The organism is Rahnella sp. 1L-D-7-B-C2 (assembly GCF_057290995.1).
This window is the reverse complement of record NZ_JBXAVQ010000006.1, coordinates 91,071-108,757: the sequence shown is the minus strand read 5'-3', so window position 1 is coordinate 108,757 and position 17,687 is coordinate 91,071. Positions and strand designations below refer to the sequence as shown.

Sequence of the window (17,687 nt, the reverse complement as noted above, 5' to 3'; positions counted from 1 at the left end):
AGCTACTTCGCAAACGTTAAGCGATAGTACGTTTAATCTCGATGATTTCGAAGACTTCGATCACATCGCCAGTACGCACATCGTTGTAGTTCTTAACGCCGATACCACATTCCATGCCGTTGCGAACTTCAGCAACATCATCTTTGAAGCGGCGCAGGGATTCCAGCTCGCCTTCGTAGATGACCACGTTATCACGCAGTACACGGATTGGGTTGTTACGCTTGATCATACCTTCAGTAACCATACAACCAGCAATTGCGCCAAATTTCGGTGACTTGAACACGTCACGGACTTCAGCCAGGCCGATGATTTGCTGTTTGTACTCTGGCGCCAACATACCGCTCATCGCCTGTTTAACTTCGTCAATCAGGTTATAGATTACGGAATAGTAGCGCAGATCCAGGCTTTCGCTTTCTACGACGCGGCGAGCAGAAGCATCGGCACGTACGTTGAAGCCCAGGATGATCGCACGGGAAGCGGCTGCCAGCGTAGCATCAGTCTCGGTAATACCACCGACACCCATACCCACGATTTTGACTTTCACTTCGTCAGTAGACAAGCTCTGCAGTGCATCAGAAATCGCTTCGCAAGAACCCTGTACGTCAGATTTCAGAACGATATTCAGTTCAGACACTTCACCTTCAGTCATGTTCGCAAACATGTTTTCCAGTTTAGATTTCTGCTGACGGGCCAGTTTCACTTCGCGGAATTTACCCTGACGGTAAAGCGCAACTTCACGGGCTTTTTTCTCATCACGTACAACGGTAACTTCATCACCCGCAGCCGGAACGCTGGACAGACCCAACACTTCCACCGGGATAGATGGACCCGCAGACGTAATGTCGCGACCCATTTCATCACGCATTGCACGAACGCGACCGTATTCGAAGCCACACAGAATGATGTCGCCCTTGTTCAGCGTACCTTCCTGAACCAGAACAGTTGCAACCGGGCCACGACCTTTATCCAGGAAGGACTCGATCACAACGCCGCTTGCCATACCGGTACGGACAGCTTTCAGTTCCAGAACTTCGGCCTGCAGCAAGATAGCTTGCAGCAGATCATCGATGCCTGTCCCTGCTTTCGCAGAAACGTGGATGAACTGAGACTCACCGCCCCACTCTTCCGGCATAACGCCGTACTGAGAAAGCTCGGTACGAACGCGATCGGGATCAGCGTCTGGTTTATCAATTTTGTTTACTGCGACCACGATTGGCACGCCAGCAGCTTTCGCATGCTGTACGGCTTCGATGGTTTGTGGCATCACGCCATCATCGGCAGAAACAACCAGAACGACGATGTCAGTTGCCTTAGCACCACGGGCACGCATTGAAGTAAATGCGGCGTGTCCCGGAGTATCAAGGAACGTGATCATGCCGTTTTCAGTTTCAACGTGATAAGCACCGATGTGCTGGGTAATACCACCCGCTTCGCCCGCAGCAACTTTCGTTGAGCGAATGTAGTCAAGCAGAGAGGTTTTACCGTGGTCAACGTGACCCATGATGGTCACAACCGGAGCACGTGGCTCAGCACCAGCGGATGCGCCCGTATCACGGTCGCTCATCAGCGCTTCTTCCAGTTCGTTTTCACGACGCAGGATAACTTTGTGACCCATCTCTTCAGCAACCAGCTGAGCAGTTTCCTGATCAATAACCTGGTTGATGGTGGCCATCGCGCCCAGTTTCATCATAGTTTTGATGACCTGAGAGCCTTTAACTGCCATTTTGTTCGCAAGCTCTGCAACGGTAATGGTTTCACCCACTACAACGTCACGGTTCACTGCAGCAACAGGCTTGTTGAAGCTCTGTTGCAGCGTGCTTGGCTTACGCTTACCTTTACCATTACGGCCAACGGCACGTGCTTCTTCGCGGTCAGCTTTAGATTCAGACAGTTTATTGCCTTTCTTCTGCTTGGTCGCTTTGCCACCGCGGGTACGGCTACGACGTTCGCCTTCAACTTTGGCGTCGTTCTCGTCTTCAGCAGCACGGGCATGGGTAGAAGTGGTGACATGATAGTCAGCAGATTCTGATTCGCTTGGCGCGACAGTTTCAGTCCAGACACCAGAGTCAGCCATTTTGCGGGCTTCTTCTGCAATGCGCTTGGCGTTTTCTTCAACCTTACGCTGGGCTTCTTCTTCCGTTTTGCGTTTCAGCTCTGCGGCTTCAGCTTCACGGCGTGCTTTATCTGCCTGAGCTGGTTTAGTTACTTCGTCGGTATGTTGATTCGTCACTTTATCTTTTTCCGCTGCATCACGCTTAGCTTTATCAGCGGCCTCACGTTTAGCTTGCTCTTCGGCGGCGCGTTTGGCTTTTTCCTGAGCTTCGCGCTGGGCTTGCTCTGCTGCTGCACGCTGTGCCTGTTCTTCCGCGTCACGCTTCGCTTGCTCTTCCGCTTCTGCCTGGGCAAGTTCTGCTTCGGTCATATCACGTTTAACATAAGTGCGTTTCTTGCGGACTTCGATTTGCACCGATTTACTCGTCCCGCCGGTGCTCGGAATATTCAGTGTACTACGCGTTTTGCGTTGTAACGTCAGTTTGTTTGTCGCACCAGCGTTTCCGCCATTGAGATGCGCCAGCAATGTTTCTTTTTCCTGCTGGGTCACAGAGTCAGATTCGGACTTCGAGATCCCTGCATCAGCAAATTGCTGTACCAGGCGATCTACCGGGGTCTGAATCTCTGCCGCCAGCGATTTTACAGTTACATCTGTCATGCTGTTCCTTCCTGCTACAGTTATTACGCGTTGTCGCCAAACCAGCAGATATTGCGCGCGGCCATGATAAGTTCACCAGCCTGCTCGTCAGTAAGACCTTCAATATCAGCCAGATCGTCGACACCCTGCTCGGCAAGATCTTCCAGCGTACAAACGCCTTGTGCAGCCAGTTTAAACGCCATGCTACGTTCCAGACCCGCCAAATTCAGCAGATCGTCAGCAGGCTTATTGTCACCGAGACTTTCTTCCTGGGCTAAAGCCAACGTGGTCAGCGCTTCTTTCGCACGTTCGCGCAGCGCATTCACGGTGTCTTCATCCAGGCCGTCGATTTCTAGCAGTTCGTTCACCGGCACGTAAGCCAGCTCTTCGAGGGTAGAGAAACCTTCTTCAACCAGAACCGTGGCGAAATCTTCATCGATTGCCAGGTATTTAGTGAAGGTTTCGATCGCAGCGTGAGCCTCAGCCTGATGTTTGGCCTGCAGGTCGTCTGCTGTCATCACGTTCAGTTCCCAGCGGTCATCACCACGATGTTGTTTCAACAGTTGGGAAGCCAAACGTACGTTCTGACCATTACGGCCAATCGCCTGTGCCAGATTGCTGGCTTCAACGGCGATATCCATGGTGCATCTATCTTCATCAACCACGATGGAGGCAACATCTGCTGGTGCCATCGCATTGATAACGAATTGCGCAGGATTATCATCCCAAAGGATGATATCAATACGTTCTCCGCCCAGTTCACTGGAAACGGCCTGAACGCGTGCACCGCGCATACCGACACAAGCACCGACCGGGTCGATGCGCTTGTCGTTAGTTTTCACTGCGATTTTTGCACGGGAGCCAGGATCACGGGCTGCCGCTTTAATCTCGATCAGCTCTTCACCGATTTCAGGCACTTCAATGCGGAACAGTTCGATCAGCATTTCATTACGTGAACGGCTGACGAACAGTTGCGCGCCGCGCGCTTCCGGACGGACATCGTACAGAACGCCACGAATGCGGTCACCGGAACGGAAGTTTTCACGCGGAAGCATATCTTCACGCAGGATAACGGCTTCAGCATTGCTACCTAAGTCCAGGGCGATACTGTCACGGTTAACTTTCTTGACGACGCCAGTGACGATTTCGCCTTGCTGTTCACGGAACTGCTCAACCACCATCGCGCGCTCAGCTTCGCGTACTTTCTGTACGATAACTTGTTTTGCGGTTTGGGTGGTAATGCGGTCGAATGTGACTGACTCGATTTGATCTTCGATGTAACCGCCGAGTTCGATAGACGGTTCTTCATACTGTGCTGCTTCGAGGGTGATTTCACGTGTTGGCTGAGTCACTTCGTCGACTGCAACCCAACGACGGAAAGTATCAAAGTCACCGGTTTTACGGTCAATGCTGACGCGGACTTCAATTTCCTGCTCGTATTTTTTCTTGGTCGCTGTTGATAATGCAATTTCCAGCGCTTCAAAAATCTTCTCGCGCGGGAGGGATTTTTCATTAGAAACTGCTTCTACAACAGCCAGAATCTCTTTGTTCATCCTAGTTGCCTCTTCCAAACTTTTTTAAAAGTGGGGTACCAGGTTCGCTTTCTGGATGTTGCTCAGTGCGAACACTTCATCTTTCCCTTCCACAGTCACCGTGATCATTTCGCCTTCGACAGCTTTGATGATGCCCTGCCATTTACGACGATTCTGGACCGCCATACGCAGTACCATGCTGACTTCGTCACCGATAAAACGTTGATAATGCTCAGCGGTGAACATAGGACGATCAAGGCCTGGAGAGGAAACTTCCAGGTTATAGGCGACGGTGACCGGATCTTCTACGTCCAGTACAGCGCTCACCTGGTGGCTGACATCAGCACAATCATCAACATTGATCCCGGCGTCACTATCAATATAGATGCGCAACGTCGATTGGCGAGCCCGAACGAACTCGATGCCCACCAGCTCAAAGCCAAGTGCCTCGACTGGTGCTGTAATCAGCTCTGTTAATTTTTGTTCTAATGTGGACAAGCCCACCCCCAAGACATAAAAAAAGGGCTAAATAGCCCAGTGATTCTGTTGCCAAATAACAAAAAACCCCGATAAATCGGGGCTTTATGCAACTGGACCCTATTTGCCGCATAGCGGCTTCGGTACAACTTTCGAAGTGTTATTTTCAAATAGTCACTTTCAAATTGGAACTGCAGAACATCACAGGGAGATACTGAAAGTCTATTTGAAATAAACACTTAGGGAAAGTGGTTGCGGGGGCCGGATTTGAACCGACGACCTTCGGGTTATGAGCCCGACGAGCTACCAGGCTGCTCCACCCCGCGTCCGAAAACGTGGCAAATACTACGCCGATAATCGCTAAAAAGCAAATTATCATAAAGATTGGTACCGAGGACGGGACTTGAACCCGTAAGCCCATTCGGGCACTACCACCTCAAGGTAGCGTGTCTACCAATTCCACCACCTCGGCACTCTTTTTTTTCACAATCGCTTGTACTGTCCAAGTTCAAGCCACTGTTTAAAACTTTCACTTCTTTAGGTAAGAAGGTTACTGCTTAGTGAGGAACATCACTGTTAGGCGCTGCTGGAGCGGCCGGTGCAGTAGTCTGCTCAGTTTGCGCTGGCTGACTTAAGTTTTCCCACTCACTACCTTTTTGGCTTTTATTGGTGCTCATGTTCCCAAGAATCAAACTAATGATAAAGAACAAAGCGGCCAAAACGCCGGTCATACGGGTCATGAAGTTACCGGAACCACTCGAACCGAACAATGTGCCAGAAGCACCTGCTCCGAAAGAGGCTCCCATATCAGCGCCTTTACCTTGTTGTAGCATAACCAAAGCCACAAGGCCGATTGCTACGATAAGGAAAATCACCAGAAGAGCGTCGTACATAGTAGTACCTGTATCCTCGCGGGTTCACCGCATGCCAATTGCTTCTCACCAATTTAGCAGGCCATCTAAGGACCCACTGAAGCGGGTGTGAATACTAACCAAAGCCGTATTGGCACGCAAGGGCAATTTGCACTGAAATGTTTGTTTGCGGAAAAAAACGGCAAATATGGCCTAAAACACATTTATGCTTTTACTTTGCGCCCTTTTCCCACAAGAAGATAAAGGCGCATCGCTGAGAAATTCACCGCTTTTTATCAGCTTAGGGTTTAACCGCTTTAACTGCATCGGCAATCCGATTGGCCAGTTTTTCGACCAACTCGGCATCTTCGCCCTCTACCATGACGCGTAGCAAAGGCTCAGTACCAGATTTACGCAGTAATACGCGGCCACGCCCTGCCAGTTGCTTTTCAACCTCGGCGGTCACCAGCTTAACTTCTTCAGACTCCAGAGGGTCATGTTCACCGGCGAAGCGGACATTGATCAGGATTTGCGGAAGCAATTTCATGCCGCTGCACAAATCATGCAGGCTCATGTGGTTACGCACCATTGCGGTAAGCACTTGCAAACCTGCCACAATGCCGTCACCCGTGGTGGTTTTGTCCAGCAGGATGATATGGCCCGAGTTCTCAGCACCGATACGCCAGCCTTTTTCCTGCATTTTTTCCAGTACGTAGCGGTCACCCACTTTCGCACGGGTAAATGGAATGCCCAGCTGTTTCAACGCCAGCTCAAGACCCATATTGCTCATCAGCGTGCCTACGGCACCGCCCTTCAGCTGCCCCTGACGCAGACCTTCGCGCGCGATAATATACAAAATCTGATCGCCATCGACTTTGTTACCTTCGTTATCAACCATGATAAGGCGATCGCCGTCACCGTCAAAAGCCAGCCCGACGTCTGCTTTTTCAGCCAGCACGCGCTGTTGCAGCTGACGGACATCCGTTGCACCGCATTCTTCGTTGATATTCATACCATCCGGTTCACAACCGATGGCAATCACTTTCGCACCCAGCTCGCGCAGCACGCTTGGCGCGATGTGATAAGTTGCACCATTGGCACAATCCACCACGATTTTAAGCCCGTTTAGGCTTAGTTCACTCGGGAAAGTCCCTTTACAGAATTCGATATAACGACCGGCAGCATCGACGATACGGCTGGCCTTGCCCAACTCTGCGGATTCCACGCAGGTCAGCGGTTTTTCCAGCTCGGCTTCAATCGCTTCTTCTACGTCATCTGGCAGTTTTGTGCCATCAATGGTGAAGAATTTGATGCCGTTATCGTAATAAGGATTGTGAGAGGCAGAGATAACAATCCCGGCTTCAGCGCGGAAAGTGCGCGTCAGATACGCCACAGCAGGCGTCGGCATCGGCCCGGTGAAGGACGCAGATAAGCCAGCCGCCGCCAGCCCCGCTTCGAGGGCTGATTCGAGCATATACCCAGAGATACGTGTGTCTTTGCCAATAATCACTTTGCGCGAACCATGACGGGCTAGCACTTTGCCCGCGGCCCAGCCCAGTTTCAGCACAAAATCAGGTGTAATTGGTGTATCGCCTACTTTTCCGCGAATGCCATCAGTACCAAAGTATTTACGGTTGCTCATAATTAATTTTTATCCCTTGCAGAAAGTGTTGCTTCGACGACACGCATCGCTTCGACGGTTTCTTTTACATCATGTACGCGGACGATCTGAGCGCCCTGCATGGCCGCGATAACAGCGCAGGCAACGCTACCCGTTACACGCTGTTCCGGTGAGACATGGAGCAATTGCCCGATCATGGATTTTCTCGACATACCGACCAGAAGCGGGAGTCCAAAATGATGAAACTCCGCCAGTCTGCCCAGCAGCGCATAGTTGTGGGTCAGATTTTTACCGAAACCAAAGCCCGGGTCGAGTATCAATTTACTTTTCGGAATGCCGGCATTCACGCATCTCGCAATTTGCTCATCAAAATATTGCCCGACTTCCGCCACTACATCCGCATATTGCGGAGAATGCTGCATCGTTTTCGGTTGCCCCTGCATGTGCATCAGACAAACGGGTAACCCGGATTCTGCCGCCGCCTGCAATGCGCCCGGTTCTTGTAATGAACGAATATCGTTGATCAGATGCATTCCCGCACGGGCGGCTTCACTGATGACGATGGCCTTTGAGGTATCGACAGAAATCCAGGTATCGAAACGTCGTGCTATTGCCTCAACGACGGGGACAACACGCGCCAGTTCTTCTTCGTCACTCACCTCAGCAGCGCCAGGACGCGTGGACTCTCCGCCGATATCGAGAATAGTTGCCCCGGCATTGATCATCGCCTCAGCATGTCTAAGCGCGAGGTCCAGAGTGTTATGGCGTCCGCCGTCGGAGAATGAATCTGGCGTAACGTTCAAAATCCCCATCACCTGAGGATAAGTGAGGTCGAGTATCGAGTCTCTGGCTGTGAGGCGCATAGGTCATGTCCCTTTTGGTCGGTCTGTGATCGCGATGTCAAAATCCTGAGGCAAAGAATGCACGCATAAAAAACCCCGGGCAAGCCCGGGGTTCTGTGTAAGCAGCGTTATTTTCCAACCAGCGCGTTATTTGCCGCTGAATTGTTCAAACATCGTGTTGCCAGGATTAGGCGTACGAGGTTCATCAACTGGCGTTGGCGCTTTTGGCGTGCCACCGTCGTTAGAGTTGCCGTTACCATTTTTACCGCCGACGTCATCCCAGCCGGCTGGCGGGCGAACTTCGGTACGGTTCATCAGGTCGTCAATTTGTGGCGCATCGATGGTTTCGTATTTCATCAGGGCATCTTTCATTGAATGAAGGATATCCATATTTTCCATCAGCAACGTGCGTGCACGTGCATAGTTGCGCTCTACCAGAGACTTCACTTCCTGATCGATGATGCGCGCGGTTTCATCAGACATATGTTTAGCTTTTGCTACTGAGCGACCGAGGAAGACTTCACCTTCTTCCTCCGCATACAATAACGGACCTAATTTGTCTGAGAAGCCCCACTGCGTAACCATGTTACGGGCAATGGACGTCGCCACTTTGATATCGTTTGATGCACCGGTAGACACTTTCTCTACGCCGTAGATGATCTCTTCAGCAAGACGGCCACCGTAAAGCGTGGAAATCTGACTTTCGAGTTTCTGACGGCTGGCACTGATTGCATCGCCGACTGGCAGGAAGAACGTCACACCTAATGCGCGGCCACGAGGAATAATCGTTACCTTATGCACTGGATCGTGTTCAGGAACCAGACGGCCGATGATGGCATGGCCCGCTTCGTGATATGCAGTCGATTCTTTCTGCGCTTCTGTCATCACCATGGAGCGACGTTCAGCACCCATCATGATTTTATCTTTGGCCTTTTCGAACTCAACCATCGACACCACACGTTTGTTACCACGTGCAGAGAACAGAGCGGCTTCGTTGACCAGGTTCGCCAGATCAGCACCCGAGAAGCCTGGTGTACCACGTGCAATCACAGATGCATCAACATCTGTTGCCAGCGGAACACGACGCATATGAACTTTAAGGATCTGCTCACGGCCGCGTACATCTGGCAAGCCGACAACTACCTGACGGTCGAAACGGCCCGGACGCAGCAGAGCCGGGTCAAGTACGTCTGGACGGTTAGTCGCAGCAATAACGATGATACCTTCGTTACCTTCAAAGCCATCCATCTCTACCAGCATCTGGTTCAGTGTTTGCTCACGTTCGTCGTGACCACCACCTAAACCCGCACCACGCTGACGGCCTACGGCGTCAATTTCATCAATGAAGATGATACATGGTGCGGCTTTCTTCGCTTGTTCAAACATGTCGCGCACGCGGGATGCACCCACACCGACGAACATTTCTACGAAGTCAGAACCGGAAATAGTAAAGAACGGCACCTTGGCTTCCCCTGCGATGGCTTTCGCCAGCAAAGTTTTACCGGTACCCGGAGGGCCGACCATCAGGACGCCTTTAGGAATTTTACCGCCCAGCTTCTGGAAACGGCTCGGTTCGCGCAGGTAGTCAACCAGCTCGCTCACCTCTTCCTTCGCTTCATCACAACCTGCAACGTCCGCAAACGTTGTTTTAATTTGATCTTCCGTCAACATGCGCGCTTTGCTCTTGCCAAAGGACATCGCCCCTTTGCCGCCGCCGCCCTGCATTTGTCGCATAAAGAAGATCCAGACCCCAATCAACAGCAACATTGGGAACCAGGAAATAAAGATAGAGGCCAGTAAGCTTGGTTGCTCTGGTGGCTCACCCACTACGGTTACATTTTTGCTCAGCAGCGTATCCAGCAACTTAGGGTCTTCAACTGGAATGTAGGTCGTGTACTTGTTGCTGTCTTTTTTAACAACGTTAATCTCACGTCCATTGATACGCGCTTCGCGAATCTGGTCTTGGGTCAATTCGGACATGAAGGTAGAATAATCTACCCTACGGCCATTAGACTCGCTGGGCCCAAAGCTCTGAAATACAGACATCAATACTACTGCGATGACTAACCAGAGAATCAGGTTCTTCGCCATGTCACTCAAGGGATCAACCTCATATTACAACTGTGTTAACAAACAGCGTTAGGGAACTACACTTTCCGCCCTGTCGCTACGATGTACACTTCTCGCGAACGTGCTCGGGAAGCGTCTGGCTTACGAATCTTCACCTTCGTAAACAGGGAGCGAATTTCCCGCAGGTATTCATCAAAGCCATCTCCCTGGAACACCTTCACCAGGAAACTTCCGCCTGGTGCTAATACATCCCGACACATATCCAGTGCTAACTCAACTAAATACATCGATTTTGGAATATCGACTGCCGGTGTACCGCTCATATTCGGGGCCATATCGGACATGACCACCTGAACCTTGTTTTCTCCCACGCGATCGAGCAGCGCTTTGAGAACTAATTCATCACGAAAATCCCCCTGAAGGAAGTCGACTCCAACAATAGGATCCATAGGCAAAAGGTCAAGCGCAATGATGCGCCCTTTGCTACCAATCTGCGTTGCGGCAAACTGCGACCATCCACCGGGTGCTGCACCCAAATCCACCACGGTCATCCCGGGTTTGAACAGCTTATCGCCTTGCTGTATTTCATCAAGCTTAAACCAGGCGCGAGAACGCAGCCCTTTTTTCTGTGCCTGAATCACATATTTATCGCTAAAGTGTTCCTGCAACCAGCGAGTGGAACTTGCAGAACGCTTTTTAATAGACATTATTTAGTAACCATATAGTTTTCCAACTACCCTGTGTTAGAGCTTTTGGAACAAGCTGTTAGCGTCATGACGTCTATGGCTAAGTCAGTATAAATCACCACCCGAAGCAGTCCGGGTTGGTGATATACATGAGATGGCGGTAGAATGACCCGTTTTCAATCCCAACTTAAGCAAAAAAGACGATGAATCTTAACAATAAACAAAAACAGTACCTGAAAGGCCTGGCACATCCACTGAAACCGGTTGTCATGCTGGGTAACAACGGCCTGACAGAAGGCGTGCTCGCCGAAATCGAACAGGCGCTGGCGCATCACGAACTGATCAAGATTAAGGTCGCGGCAGAAGAACGCGAAACGAAGGCTTTGATCGTAGACGCTATCGTGCGTGAAACCAAGGCGTGTAATGTGCAAGTTATCGGCAATATGCTGGTACTTTATCGCCCTTCTACCGAAGACCGCAAAATTATCTTACCGCGTTAATTCGTCAGAGTTTAACGAAAAACGCTTTAGATTTTCGGAAAGGTGCCACGAAATCACGTTCAGGAAAAGGCTATAGCTGGCCTTTTTACGTTAGTTTTCAATTTAATGTGAAGCAATCCACTTCATGAATGGGTGATTTATAGGGCGAAACGTCACGTTTCGCCCTTTTTAATGCGGATTTTTAGAGGTACTCGACCTTCAGCACTTCAAACTCAACATCGCCGCCTGGGGTGTTGATCACCACCACATCATCCTGCTCTTTGCCGATCAATCCACGTGCAATCGGTGAGTTTACAGAAATCAGATTTTGCTTAAAATCAGCTTCGTCGTCACCAACGATGCGGTAAGTCTGCTCTTCTTCAGTATCCAGATTCATCAGTTTGACAGTGGCGCCAAAAATGACACGACCCGTGGCCGGCATTTTTGTCACATCGATCACCTGGGCATTAGAAAGCTTGGCTTCGATCTCCTGAATACGCCCTTCGCAAAAGCCTTGCTGTTCGCGGGCTGCGTGGTATTCAGCATTCTCTTTCAAATCGCCGTGCTCACGCGCAGTCGCAATGTCGGCAATAATTTTGGGACGACGCACGCCCTTCAGATGATCCAGCTCTTCACGTAATCTTTCTGCGCCACGCAACGTCATCGGAATCGGTTTCATATATTCATTACCTCTAACTTGGTCCTTTCGGTAAACACCGTCCTGATTGAATCAGGTAAGAAATTAAGCCAGCTCTTTTGACCCACTCGCTCTGGCGAAAAACAAAAAAAACCTCACCCGGAGTCGCCACCAGGCCAGGATTCATTTTGCATTATGATTCGTATTTTAACGTAGAGTTCACTGAGGATCATCGTTTACTTTCAGCCACGTTGCGCCTTGGTTCGTAGCATCGTAGTATGGCACCACATTATCCTGTTGTTACCCAGAGCCTTACTCAAAATAATGCGTTTTATACGAATTGTCAGTGGATTAGCATGCGCGTTTGTTCTCAATACAAATGCGGCCCAGATCGAGAATTACACAGAATATCTGCCGGACGGCACGAATCTGGCTGTGCTGGTACAGAAAATTGGCGCGCCTGCACCCGCCATCGACTATCACGGTTCCCAGATGGCGCTGCCAGCCAGTACCATGAAGATTCTGACCGCGCTGGCGGCTTTACTTCAATTAGGCCCCGATTTCAGATTTACCACCACGCTTGAAACCCAGGGTTCTGTGTCAGGCGGCGTCCTCAAGGGGGATCTGGTTGCTCGTTTTTCCGGCGATCCGACGTTAAAACGCCAGAATATTCGCAATATGGTCGCGGTACTGAAAAAACAGGGTATCAAAGAGATCAGCGGCAACGTGGTTGTGAATACGTCCGTGTTCGCCAGCCATGATAAAGCGCCCGGCTGGCCGTGGAACGACATCACTCAATGCTTCAGTGCTCCCCCTGCCGCTGCCATTGTCGATCGTAACTGTTTCTCTGTCTCCCTTTACAGCGCTCCTAAACCCGATGAGAACGCCTTTATCCGCGTGGCCTCCTATTATCCGGTTCATATGTTCAGTGAAGTGCGTACGCTGGCGAAAGGGTCTCCTGATGCACAATATTGCGAGCTGGATGTCGTACCGGGTGAATTCAATCGTTATACATTGACTGGTTGCCTGACCCAACGCAGCGAACCTCTGCCACTGGCCTTTGCTGTTCAGGACGGTGCCAGCTATGCCGGTGCTATTCTTAAAGATGAGCTTTTACAGGCCGATATTCAGATTGATGGCACTTTGAAGCGTCAGACTCAGCAGACTCCGGCAGGAACCGTTCTGGCACAAACGCAGTCAGCGCCGTTGCATGATTTACTGCGGATCATGCTGAAGAAATCCGACAACATGATAGCCGACACCGTTTTCCGTACCATCGGCCATCAGCGTTTCGGTGTACCGGGAACATGGCGTGCAGGTTCAGACGCTGTGCGTCAGATTCTGCGGCAGAAGGCGGGTGTCGATTTAGGTAACTCAATTCAGGTGGATGGCTCAGGTTTGTCCCGCCACGATTTGCTGTCACCAGCGACGATGATGCAGGTGCTGCAATATATCGCTCAGAACGATAAAGACTTAGATTTTATCTCAATGCTGCCGCTGGCAGGCCATGACGGCACGCTGCAATATCGCGGTGGCCTGCATGAAGCTGGTGTCGATGGCAAAGTGTCAGCGAAAACCGGTTCATTGTCTGGCGTCTATAACCTGGCAGGCTTTATCACGACGGCCAGCGGGCAACGTATGGCATTTGTTCAGTTCCTCTCAGGTTATGCAGTACCGCCTGAAGACCAGCGAACACGCCGCGCACCGCTTGTACGTTTTGAAAGCAGGCTTTACAAGGATATCTACCAAAATAATTAACCCTGGAGAAGTGCCAGACGATGAAGCTGCTGATAGTTGAAGATGATGAACTTATACGGCATGGATTATCGCTGGCCTTAACCAGCGATAATTACGTTTGCGACTGCGCATCTACTGCAGCTGAAGCGCAAAGCCTCATACAAACCAGCCAGTATAGTCTGGTCATCCTCGATTTGGGGTTACCAGACAAAGATGGCGCGACGCTTCTGCGCCAATGGCGACGCCAGAGGATCTCCCTTCCTGTCCTGATTCTGACAGCCCGTGATGCACTAGAAGATCGTGTGGACGGTCTTGATGCCGGCGCTGATGATTACCTGATTAAACCTTTCGCATTAGCCGAGTTACAAGCCCGCGTGCGCGCGCTCATCCGCCGATATCAAGGGCAGAGTGATAATGAAATTTCTGTCGGCAATCTGCGAATCAATCTCTCATCGCAGCAAACCTATCTGGGTGACGCACAGGTGGAGGTCACACCGAAAGAGTTCGCGATTTTGACCCGTCTGATGATGCGCGCAGGACAAACGGTTAACCGCGAATTGCTTCAGCAAGATCTCTACACCTGGCAGGATGATTTAGGGTCTAATACGCTGGAAGTTCACGTCCATAACTTGCGTCGCAAGCTGGGTAAAGAGTTGATTCGTACGGTTCGTGGCATTGGTTACCGGCTGGAGATGATGCCGTGACCAGTATGCGCCGCCGTCTGATGGTTATGCTGGCTTTGATCCTTTTCGTCACCCAGCTCACCAGCGTTTTCTGGCTTTGGCACGAAAGTCAGGAACAAATTAATTTACTGGTGAATGACACGCTTTCGGCCAAGGTGCGTAATGCGCATGTCGAGAAAGAAATTGCCGAAGCGATCGCCTCGCTGATTGCCCCTTCCTTGCTGATGATGGCCATTACATTGGCACTGTCATTCTGGGCGATCAGCTGGATTATCCGTCCGCTCAACCAGTTGCAAAAACGTCTCGAAACGCGCTCGGCAGATAACCTTTCCCCTTTACCGCTGAACAGCGAAATTCGCGAAGTGGTGGCGGTGACCAACGCGCTCAACCAACTGTTTTCACGCCTGTCTAATACGATTCACCAGGAGCGATTATTCACCGCCGATGCTGCGCATGAACTGCGTACTCCGCTTGCGGGGGTGCGTCTGCATCTTGAAATCATGCACAAAAACGGGGTCTCTGGCAGTGATATCCTGATAGGGCGCATCGATCAGCTGATGCATACCATTGAGCAACTGCTGATGCTGTCGCGCGCCGGGCAGAACTTTGCCAAAGGTGAATATCAGCAAGTGGACCTGGTTTCGAACGTCCTCGGGCCCTTGCGGGAAGAATTGTGTGAAATGCTGGAAGATCGCCAGCAGACGCTGGTTTTAAGGCTTCCTGAACGCGCCACATTGCAGGGCGACGCCGTGCTGCTCCGCTTGATGGTCAGAAACTTAGTAGAAAATGCTTACCGCTACGGCCCGCCGGACAGTGAAATCACCCTTACGGTTGAGCAGCAGAATAACGGCTTCCTGATACAAATAGACGATGAAGGCCCGGGGATTGATGAGAAGAAGGCCTGTGAACTGACTCAGGCATTTAAACGCATGGATCAACGCTATGGCGGTAGCGGGCTGGGTTTAAACATTGTCATTCGGATTGCTCAGTTGCACTGCGGGACCCTGACGCTGCGCAACCGGTCTTCCGGCAACGGGTTAAGTGCACAATGCTGGCTGCCTGATGTGATTCTGGAAAATGCGCTATCGTTGTCAGCCAGCACCACGAAAAACATGTATTAAAAAAGGCTGCCACTGGCAGCCTTTCAGATGATATCAATTCATACTCGCGTCGGATTAACGTTCGTAGATGATTTCAACGCCTTCGTCGTCGTCTTCATCCCAGTCATCATCCCAATCGTCGTCAGCTTCAGCTTCCACTTCAGCCAGTTGTTCACGATGATAATCATCCCACATGAATTCAACTTTCTCTGGCGCAGCTTCTTCGATTGCCATGTGTTTAGGGTTTTCGTTGATGAACTTCATCACATCCCAGCACAAAGCATTCACGCCTTCACGGTTTGCTGCAGAAATCAGGTAGTAATTACCTTCCCAACCCAGCGCCTCAGCGATGGCTTTCGCACGCGTTTCAGCTTCTTCTTTTTCGATCAAATCAACTTTGTTGAATACCAGCCAGCGAGGCTTCTCAGCCAGTTTGGCGTTGTATTGCTGCAACTCGTTGATGATGACTTTGGCATTTTCGATCGGATCAGATTCATCGATCGGGGCAATATCGATCAGGTGCAATAATACGCGGCAACGTTCGAGGTGTTTCAGGAAACGAATCCCTAAACCAGCCCCTTCGGAAGCGCCTTCAATCAGACCAGGAATATCGGCGATGACGAAGCTCTGCTCGCTATCCATGCGCACAACGCCCAGACTTGGCACCAGGGTCGTAAACGGATAGTCAGCGACTTTGGGTTTAGCGGCAGAAACTGCACGGATGAAAGTAGATTTACCCGCATTTGGCAGCCCCAGCATACCCACATCAGCCAGCAGCATCAGTTCAAGGGCGATATCACGCTCCTCGCCTTTAGTACCCATGGTTTTCTGGCGTGGCGAACGGTTAACCGAAGATTTAAAACGGGTGTTGCCCAGACCGTGGAACCCGCCTTTGGCGACCATATTGATCTGGCCATGTTTGGTCATATCAGCCAGCACTTCGCCGGTAGCCTGATCCAGGACGCGGGTACCGACTGGTACTTTAATGGTGATATCTTTACCGCGTTTACCCGTACAGTCGCTGCTCTGACCGTTAGTACCGCGCTCAGCACGGTATGATTTCACAAAACGGAAATCGATCAGGGTATTCAGGTTTTCATCAGCCAGCAGGAAAACGTCACCGCCGTCGCCACCGTCGCCGCCATCCGGGCCGCCACGTGGAATGTATTTCTCACGGCGGAAGCTTACACAACCGTTACCACCGTCACCTGCCACGACTAAAATTGTGGCTTCATCAACAAACTTCATTTGTACCGTCTCCGTAAATCATTCGCCGGGCAGCTAGAGTTTAGCTACCAGGTTTTGCTCTGTCCGACGAGGCCACCAACGATGGCCCGCTGCGGAAAACATTGCACCCGCCACCACCACAAATGCCCCAAGATAACCTACAAAATTGAGCACTGGTGCGGCAAAATAGCCTGGCCAGGCAAGTGCTAACAGATCTGAAAATAGCAGGGTAAACAATGGGGTCAGCGTCACTAATGCACTGACCTGCGATGCCTGCCATCTCGCCATCGCTTCCGCTAAGGCGCCATATCCTACTAAGGTATTCGCGCCGCAAAACAACAAACAGGCAAACTGCCAGCCGCTGAGCTGTGAAAGCATCGCCGGACTGGCCAGCGGGAGCAATGCGATAGAACATAAAGTGTACAGCAAAAACAGGATTTGAGGTGAGGCGAGTTGGCGTAAGAGAACCTTTTGCGCCACGCCGTAGATAACCCAAACCGTTGCTGCCCCGACGCCAAGTAGCACACCAAGTGTGTAATCGGTCAGACGGGTGAATATCTCAATCAGACTGGTATTAAAAAACAATATCAACCCGAAAACCAACATAGTGGCCCCAATGACCTGCGTGATCCGCATCCTTTCTTTCAGGATAATCACACTGGCCAGCATCATACCGACTGGCGAAAGCTGACCGATAACCTGAGAAGCCGTTGGGCTCAAAAATTGCAGTGAAGAACTAAAAAGAACAAAGTTCCCCATCAATCCGCAGGTGGCGATCAATACTAAAACTAGCCAGCGTGGCCGACTGAATATCACTCTGGGTGGCAAACGGCGCTTTGCAGCAAGAATGCAGCCCAGCACAATTGCCGCCATCGAAAACCGGTACCAGACCACCGTAAAGGGATCCATTATCACTAATACCTGCTTCATGGCGATAGGCAAAGAGCCCCAACTCATGGCAGTGATCAGCGCTAACATAATCCCAACTGGTGCCTGCGATTTACTGTCCATATTCCGCCAGAATGGGCTAACCAGAATGTAAAAAGCCCCGCAACG

15 protein-coding genes and 2 tRNA genes are annotated in these 17,687 nt (G+C 50.9%); 4 read left to right on the top strand and 13 right to left on the bottom strand.

The window, feature by feature from the left end:
* Positions 1 to 16: 16 nt before the first annotated feature.
* From infB to rlmE, 10 genes are all read right to left on the bottom strand, one after another.
* Positions 17 to 2,710, bottom strand: a complete 2,694-nt coding sequence (gene infB, locus AC0Z7K_RS12295; RefSeq protein WP_112164589.1) for a translation initiation factor IF-2 — start codon at positions 2,708 to 2,710, stop codon at positions 17 to 19.
* Positions 2,711 to 2,733: 23 nt separating this feature from the next.
* Positions 2,734 to 4,242 carry a transcription termination factor NusA gene (gene nusA / locus AC0Z7K_RS12290; protein ID WP_112164588.1) on the bottom strand — a complete coding sequence of 503 codons (1,509 nt, stop codon included), beginning with the start codon at positions 4,240 to 4,242 and terminating at the stop codon, positions 2,734 to 2,736.
* Between the two features lie 24 nt (positions 4,243 to 4,266).
* A complete protein-coding gene (rimP, locus tag AC0Z7K_RS12285; RefSeq protein ID WP_056782522.1) occupies positions 4,267 to 4,719 on the bottom strand; it encodes a ribosome maturation factor RimP in 453 nt (150 codons plus the stop codon).
* Between the two features lie 228 nt (positions 4,720 to 4,947).
* Positions 4,948 to 5,024, bottom strand: a tRNA-Met gene (locus AC0Z7K_RS12280).
* Between the two features lie 59 nt (positions 5,025 to 5,083).
* Positions 5,084 to 5,170, bottom strand: a tRNA-Leu gene (locus tag AC0Z7K_RS12275).
* Between the two features lie 85 nt (positions 5,171 to 5,255).
* A complete protein-coding gene (gene secG / locus AC0Z7K_RS12270) occupies positions 5,256 to 5,591 on the bottom strand; it encodes a preprotein translocase subunit SecG (protein WP_413530275.1) in 336 nt (111 codons plus the stop codon).
* A 259-nt stretch (positions 5,592 to 5,850) separates the two neighbouring features.
* The gene (gene glmM, locus AC0Z7K_RS12265) at positions 5,851 to 7,191 is read right to left on the bottom strand and encodes a phosphoglucosamine mutase (RefSeq protein WP_413530274.1); all 1,341 of its coding nucleotides are present in this window, start codon (positions 7,189 to 7,191) and stop codon (positions 5,851 to 5,853) included.
* Positions 7,192 to 7,193: 2 nt separating this feature from the next.
* Positions 7,194 to 8,033 (bottom strand): dihydropteroate synthase, encoded by an 840-nt coding sequence (gene folP / locus AC0Z7K_RS12260; RefSeq protein ID WP_485614631.1) that lies wholly within the window; start codon positions 8,031 to 8,033, stop codon positions 7,194 to 7,196.
* 126 nt (positions 8,034 to 8,159) lie between these two features.
* The gene (gene ftsH, locus AC0Z7K_RS12255) at positions 8,160 to 10,103 is read right to left on the bottom strand and encodes an ATP-dependent zinc metalloprotease FtsH (RefSeq protein WP_112164584.1); all 1,944 of its coding nucleotides are present in this window, start codon (positions 10,101 to 10,103) and stop codon (positions 8,160 to 8,162) included.
* A 56-nt stretch (positions 10,104 to 10,159) separates the two neighbouring features.
* A complete protein-coding gene (rlmE, locus tag AC0Z7K_RS12250) occupies positions 10,160 to 10,789 on the bottom strand; it encodes a 23S rRNA (uridine(2552)-2'-O)-methyltransferase RlmE (protein ID WP_112164583.1) in 630 nt (209 codons plus the stop codon).
* Between the two features lie 182 nt (positions 10,790 to 10,971).
* Between rlmE and yhbY the strand changes: the two genes are divergently transcribed.
* Entirely contained in the window at positions 10,972 to 11,268 is a 297-nt protein-coding gene (gene yhbY, locus AC0Z7K_RS12245) for a ribosome assembly RNA-binding protein YhbY (protein WP_413530272.1), read from the top strand.
* A gap of 181 nt (positions 11,269 to 11,449) precedes the next feature.
* Here the strand turns inward: yhbY and greA are convergent, their stop codons facing one another.
* Positions 11,450 to 11,926 carry a transcription elongation factor GreA gene (greA, locus tag AC0Z7K_RS12240; RefSeq protein ID WP_112164581.1) on the bottom strand — a complete coding sequence of 159 codons (477 nt, stop codon included), beginning with the start codon at positions 11,924 to 11,926 and terminating at the stop codon, positions 11,450 to 11,452.
* A gap of 282 nt (positions 11,927 to 12,208) precedes the next feature.
* Between greA and dacB the strand changes: the two genes are divergently transcribed.
* The 3 genes from dacB to pmrB are packed head-to-tail and all read left to right on the top strand — an operon-like array spanning position 12,209 to position 15,425.
* Positions 12,209 to 13,642 carry a serine-type D-Ala-D-Ala carboxypeptidase gene (gene dacB / locus AC0Z7K_RS12235; protein ID WP_485614629.1) on the top strand — a complete coding sequence of 478 codons (1,434 nt, stop codon included), beginning with the start codon at positions 12,209 to 12,211 and terminating at the stop codon, positions 13,640 to 13,642.
* A gap of 20 nt (positions 13,643 to 13,662) precedes the next feature.
* Positions 13,663 to 14,325, top strand: a complete 663-nt coding sequence (pmrA, locus tag AC0Z7K_RS12230; protein ID WP_485614627.1) for a two-component system response regulator PmrA — start codon at positions 13,663 to 13,665, stop codon at positions 14,323 to 14,325.
* Entirely contained in the window at positions 14,322 to 15,425 is a 1,104-nt protein-coding gene (gene pmrB, locus AC0Z7K_RS12225; RefSeq protein WP_413530269.1) for a two-component system sensor histidine kinase PmrB, read from the top strand. The genes pmrA and pmrB overlap by 4 nt, the downstream gene beginning before the upstream one ends.
* 54 nt (positions 15,426 to 15,479) lie before the next feature.
* Here the strand turns inward: pmrB and cgtA are convergent, their stop codons facing one another.
* On the bottom strand, positions 15,480 to 16,652 hold the full coding sequence (gene cgtA / locus AC0Z7K_RS12220) for an Obg family GTPase CgtA (RefSeq protein WP_112164577.1): 1,173 nt from the start codon (positions 16,650 to 16,652) through the stop codon (positions 15,480 to 15,482).
* 33 nt (positions 16,653 to 16,685) lie between these two features.
* Entirely contained in the window at positions 16,686 to 17,642 is a 957-nt protein-coding gene (locus AC0Z7K_RS12215) for a DMT family transporter (RefSeq protein WP_485614626.1), read from the bottom strand.
* Positions 17,643 to 17,687: the final 45 nt, after the last annotated feature.

What these genes read in the sequence shown, in the direction of transcription:
- yhbY (WP_413530272.1), top strand. Translation starts at nt 10,972, where the DNA reads ATGAATCTTAACAATAAACAAAAACAGTACCTGAAAGGCCTGGCACAT.
- infB (WP_112164589.1), bottom strand. Translation starts at nt 2,710, where the DNA reads ATGACAGATGTAACTGTAAAATCGCTGGCGGCAGAGATTCAGACCCCG.
- glmM (WP_413530274.1), bottom strand. Translation starts at nt 7,191, where the DNA reads ATGAGCAACCGTAAATACTTTGGTACTGATGGCATTCGCGGAAAAGTA.
- rlmE (WP_112164583.1), bottom strand. Translation starts at nt 10,789, where the DNA reads ATGTCTATTAAAAAGCGTTCTGCAAGTTCCACTCGCTGGTTGCAGGAA.
- pmrA (WP_485614627.1), top strand. Translation starts at nt 13,663, where the DNA reads ATGAAGCTGCTGATAGTTGAAGATGATGAACTTATACGGCATGGATTA.
- folP (WP_485614631.1), bottom strand. Translation starts at nt 8,033, where the DNA reads ATGCGCCTCACAGCCAGAGACTCGATACTCGACCTCACTTATCCTCAG.
- dacB (WP_485614629.1), top strand. Translation starts at nt 12,209, where the DNA reads ATGCGTTTTATACGAATTGTCAGTGGATTAGCATGCGCGTTTGTTCTC.
- ftsH (WP_112164584.1), bottom strand. Translation starts at nt 10,103, where the DNA reads ATGGCGAAGAACCTGATTCTCTGGTTAGTCATCGCAGTAGTATTGATG.
- cgtA (WP_112164577.1), bottom strand. Translation starts at nt 16,652, where the DNA reads ATGAAGTTTGTTGATGAAGCCACAATTTTAGTCGTGGCAGGTGACGGT.
- AC0Z7K_RS12215 (WP_485614626.1), bottom strand. Translation starts at nt 17,642, where the DNA reads ATGGACAGTAAATCGCAGGCACCAGTTGGGATTATGTTAGCGCTGATC.
- secG (WP_413530275.1), bottom strand. Translation starts at nt 5,591, where the DNA reads ATGTACGACGCTCTTCTGGTGATTTTCCTTATCGTAGCAATCGGCCTT.
- nusA (WP_112164588.1), bottom strand. Translation starts at nt 4,242, where the DNA reads ATGAACAAAGAGATTCTGGCTGTTGTAGAAGCAGTTTCTAATGAAAAA.
- greA (WP_112164581.1), bottom strand. Translation starts at nt 11,926, where the DNA reads ATGAAACCGATTCCGATGACGTTGCGTGGCGCAGAAAGATTACGTGAA.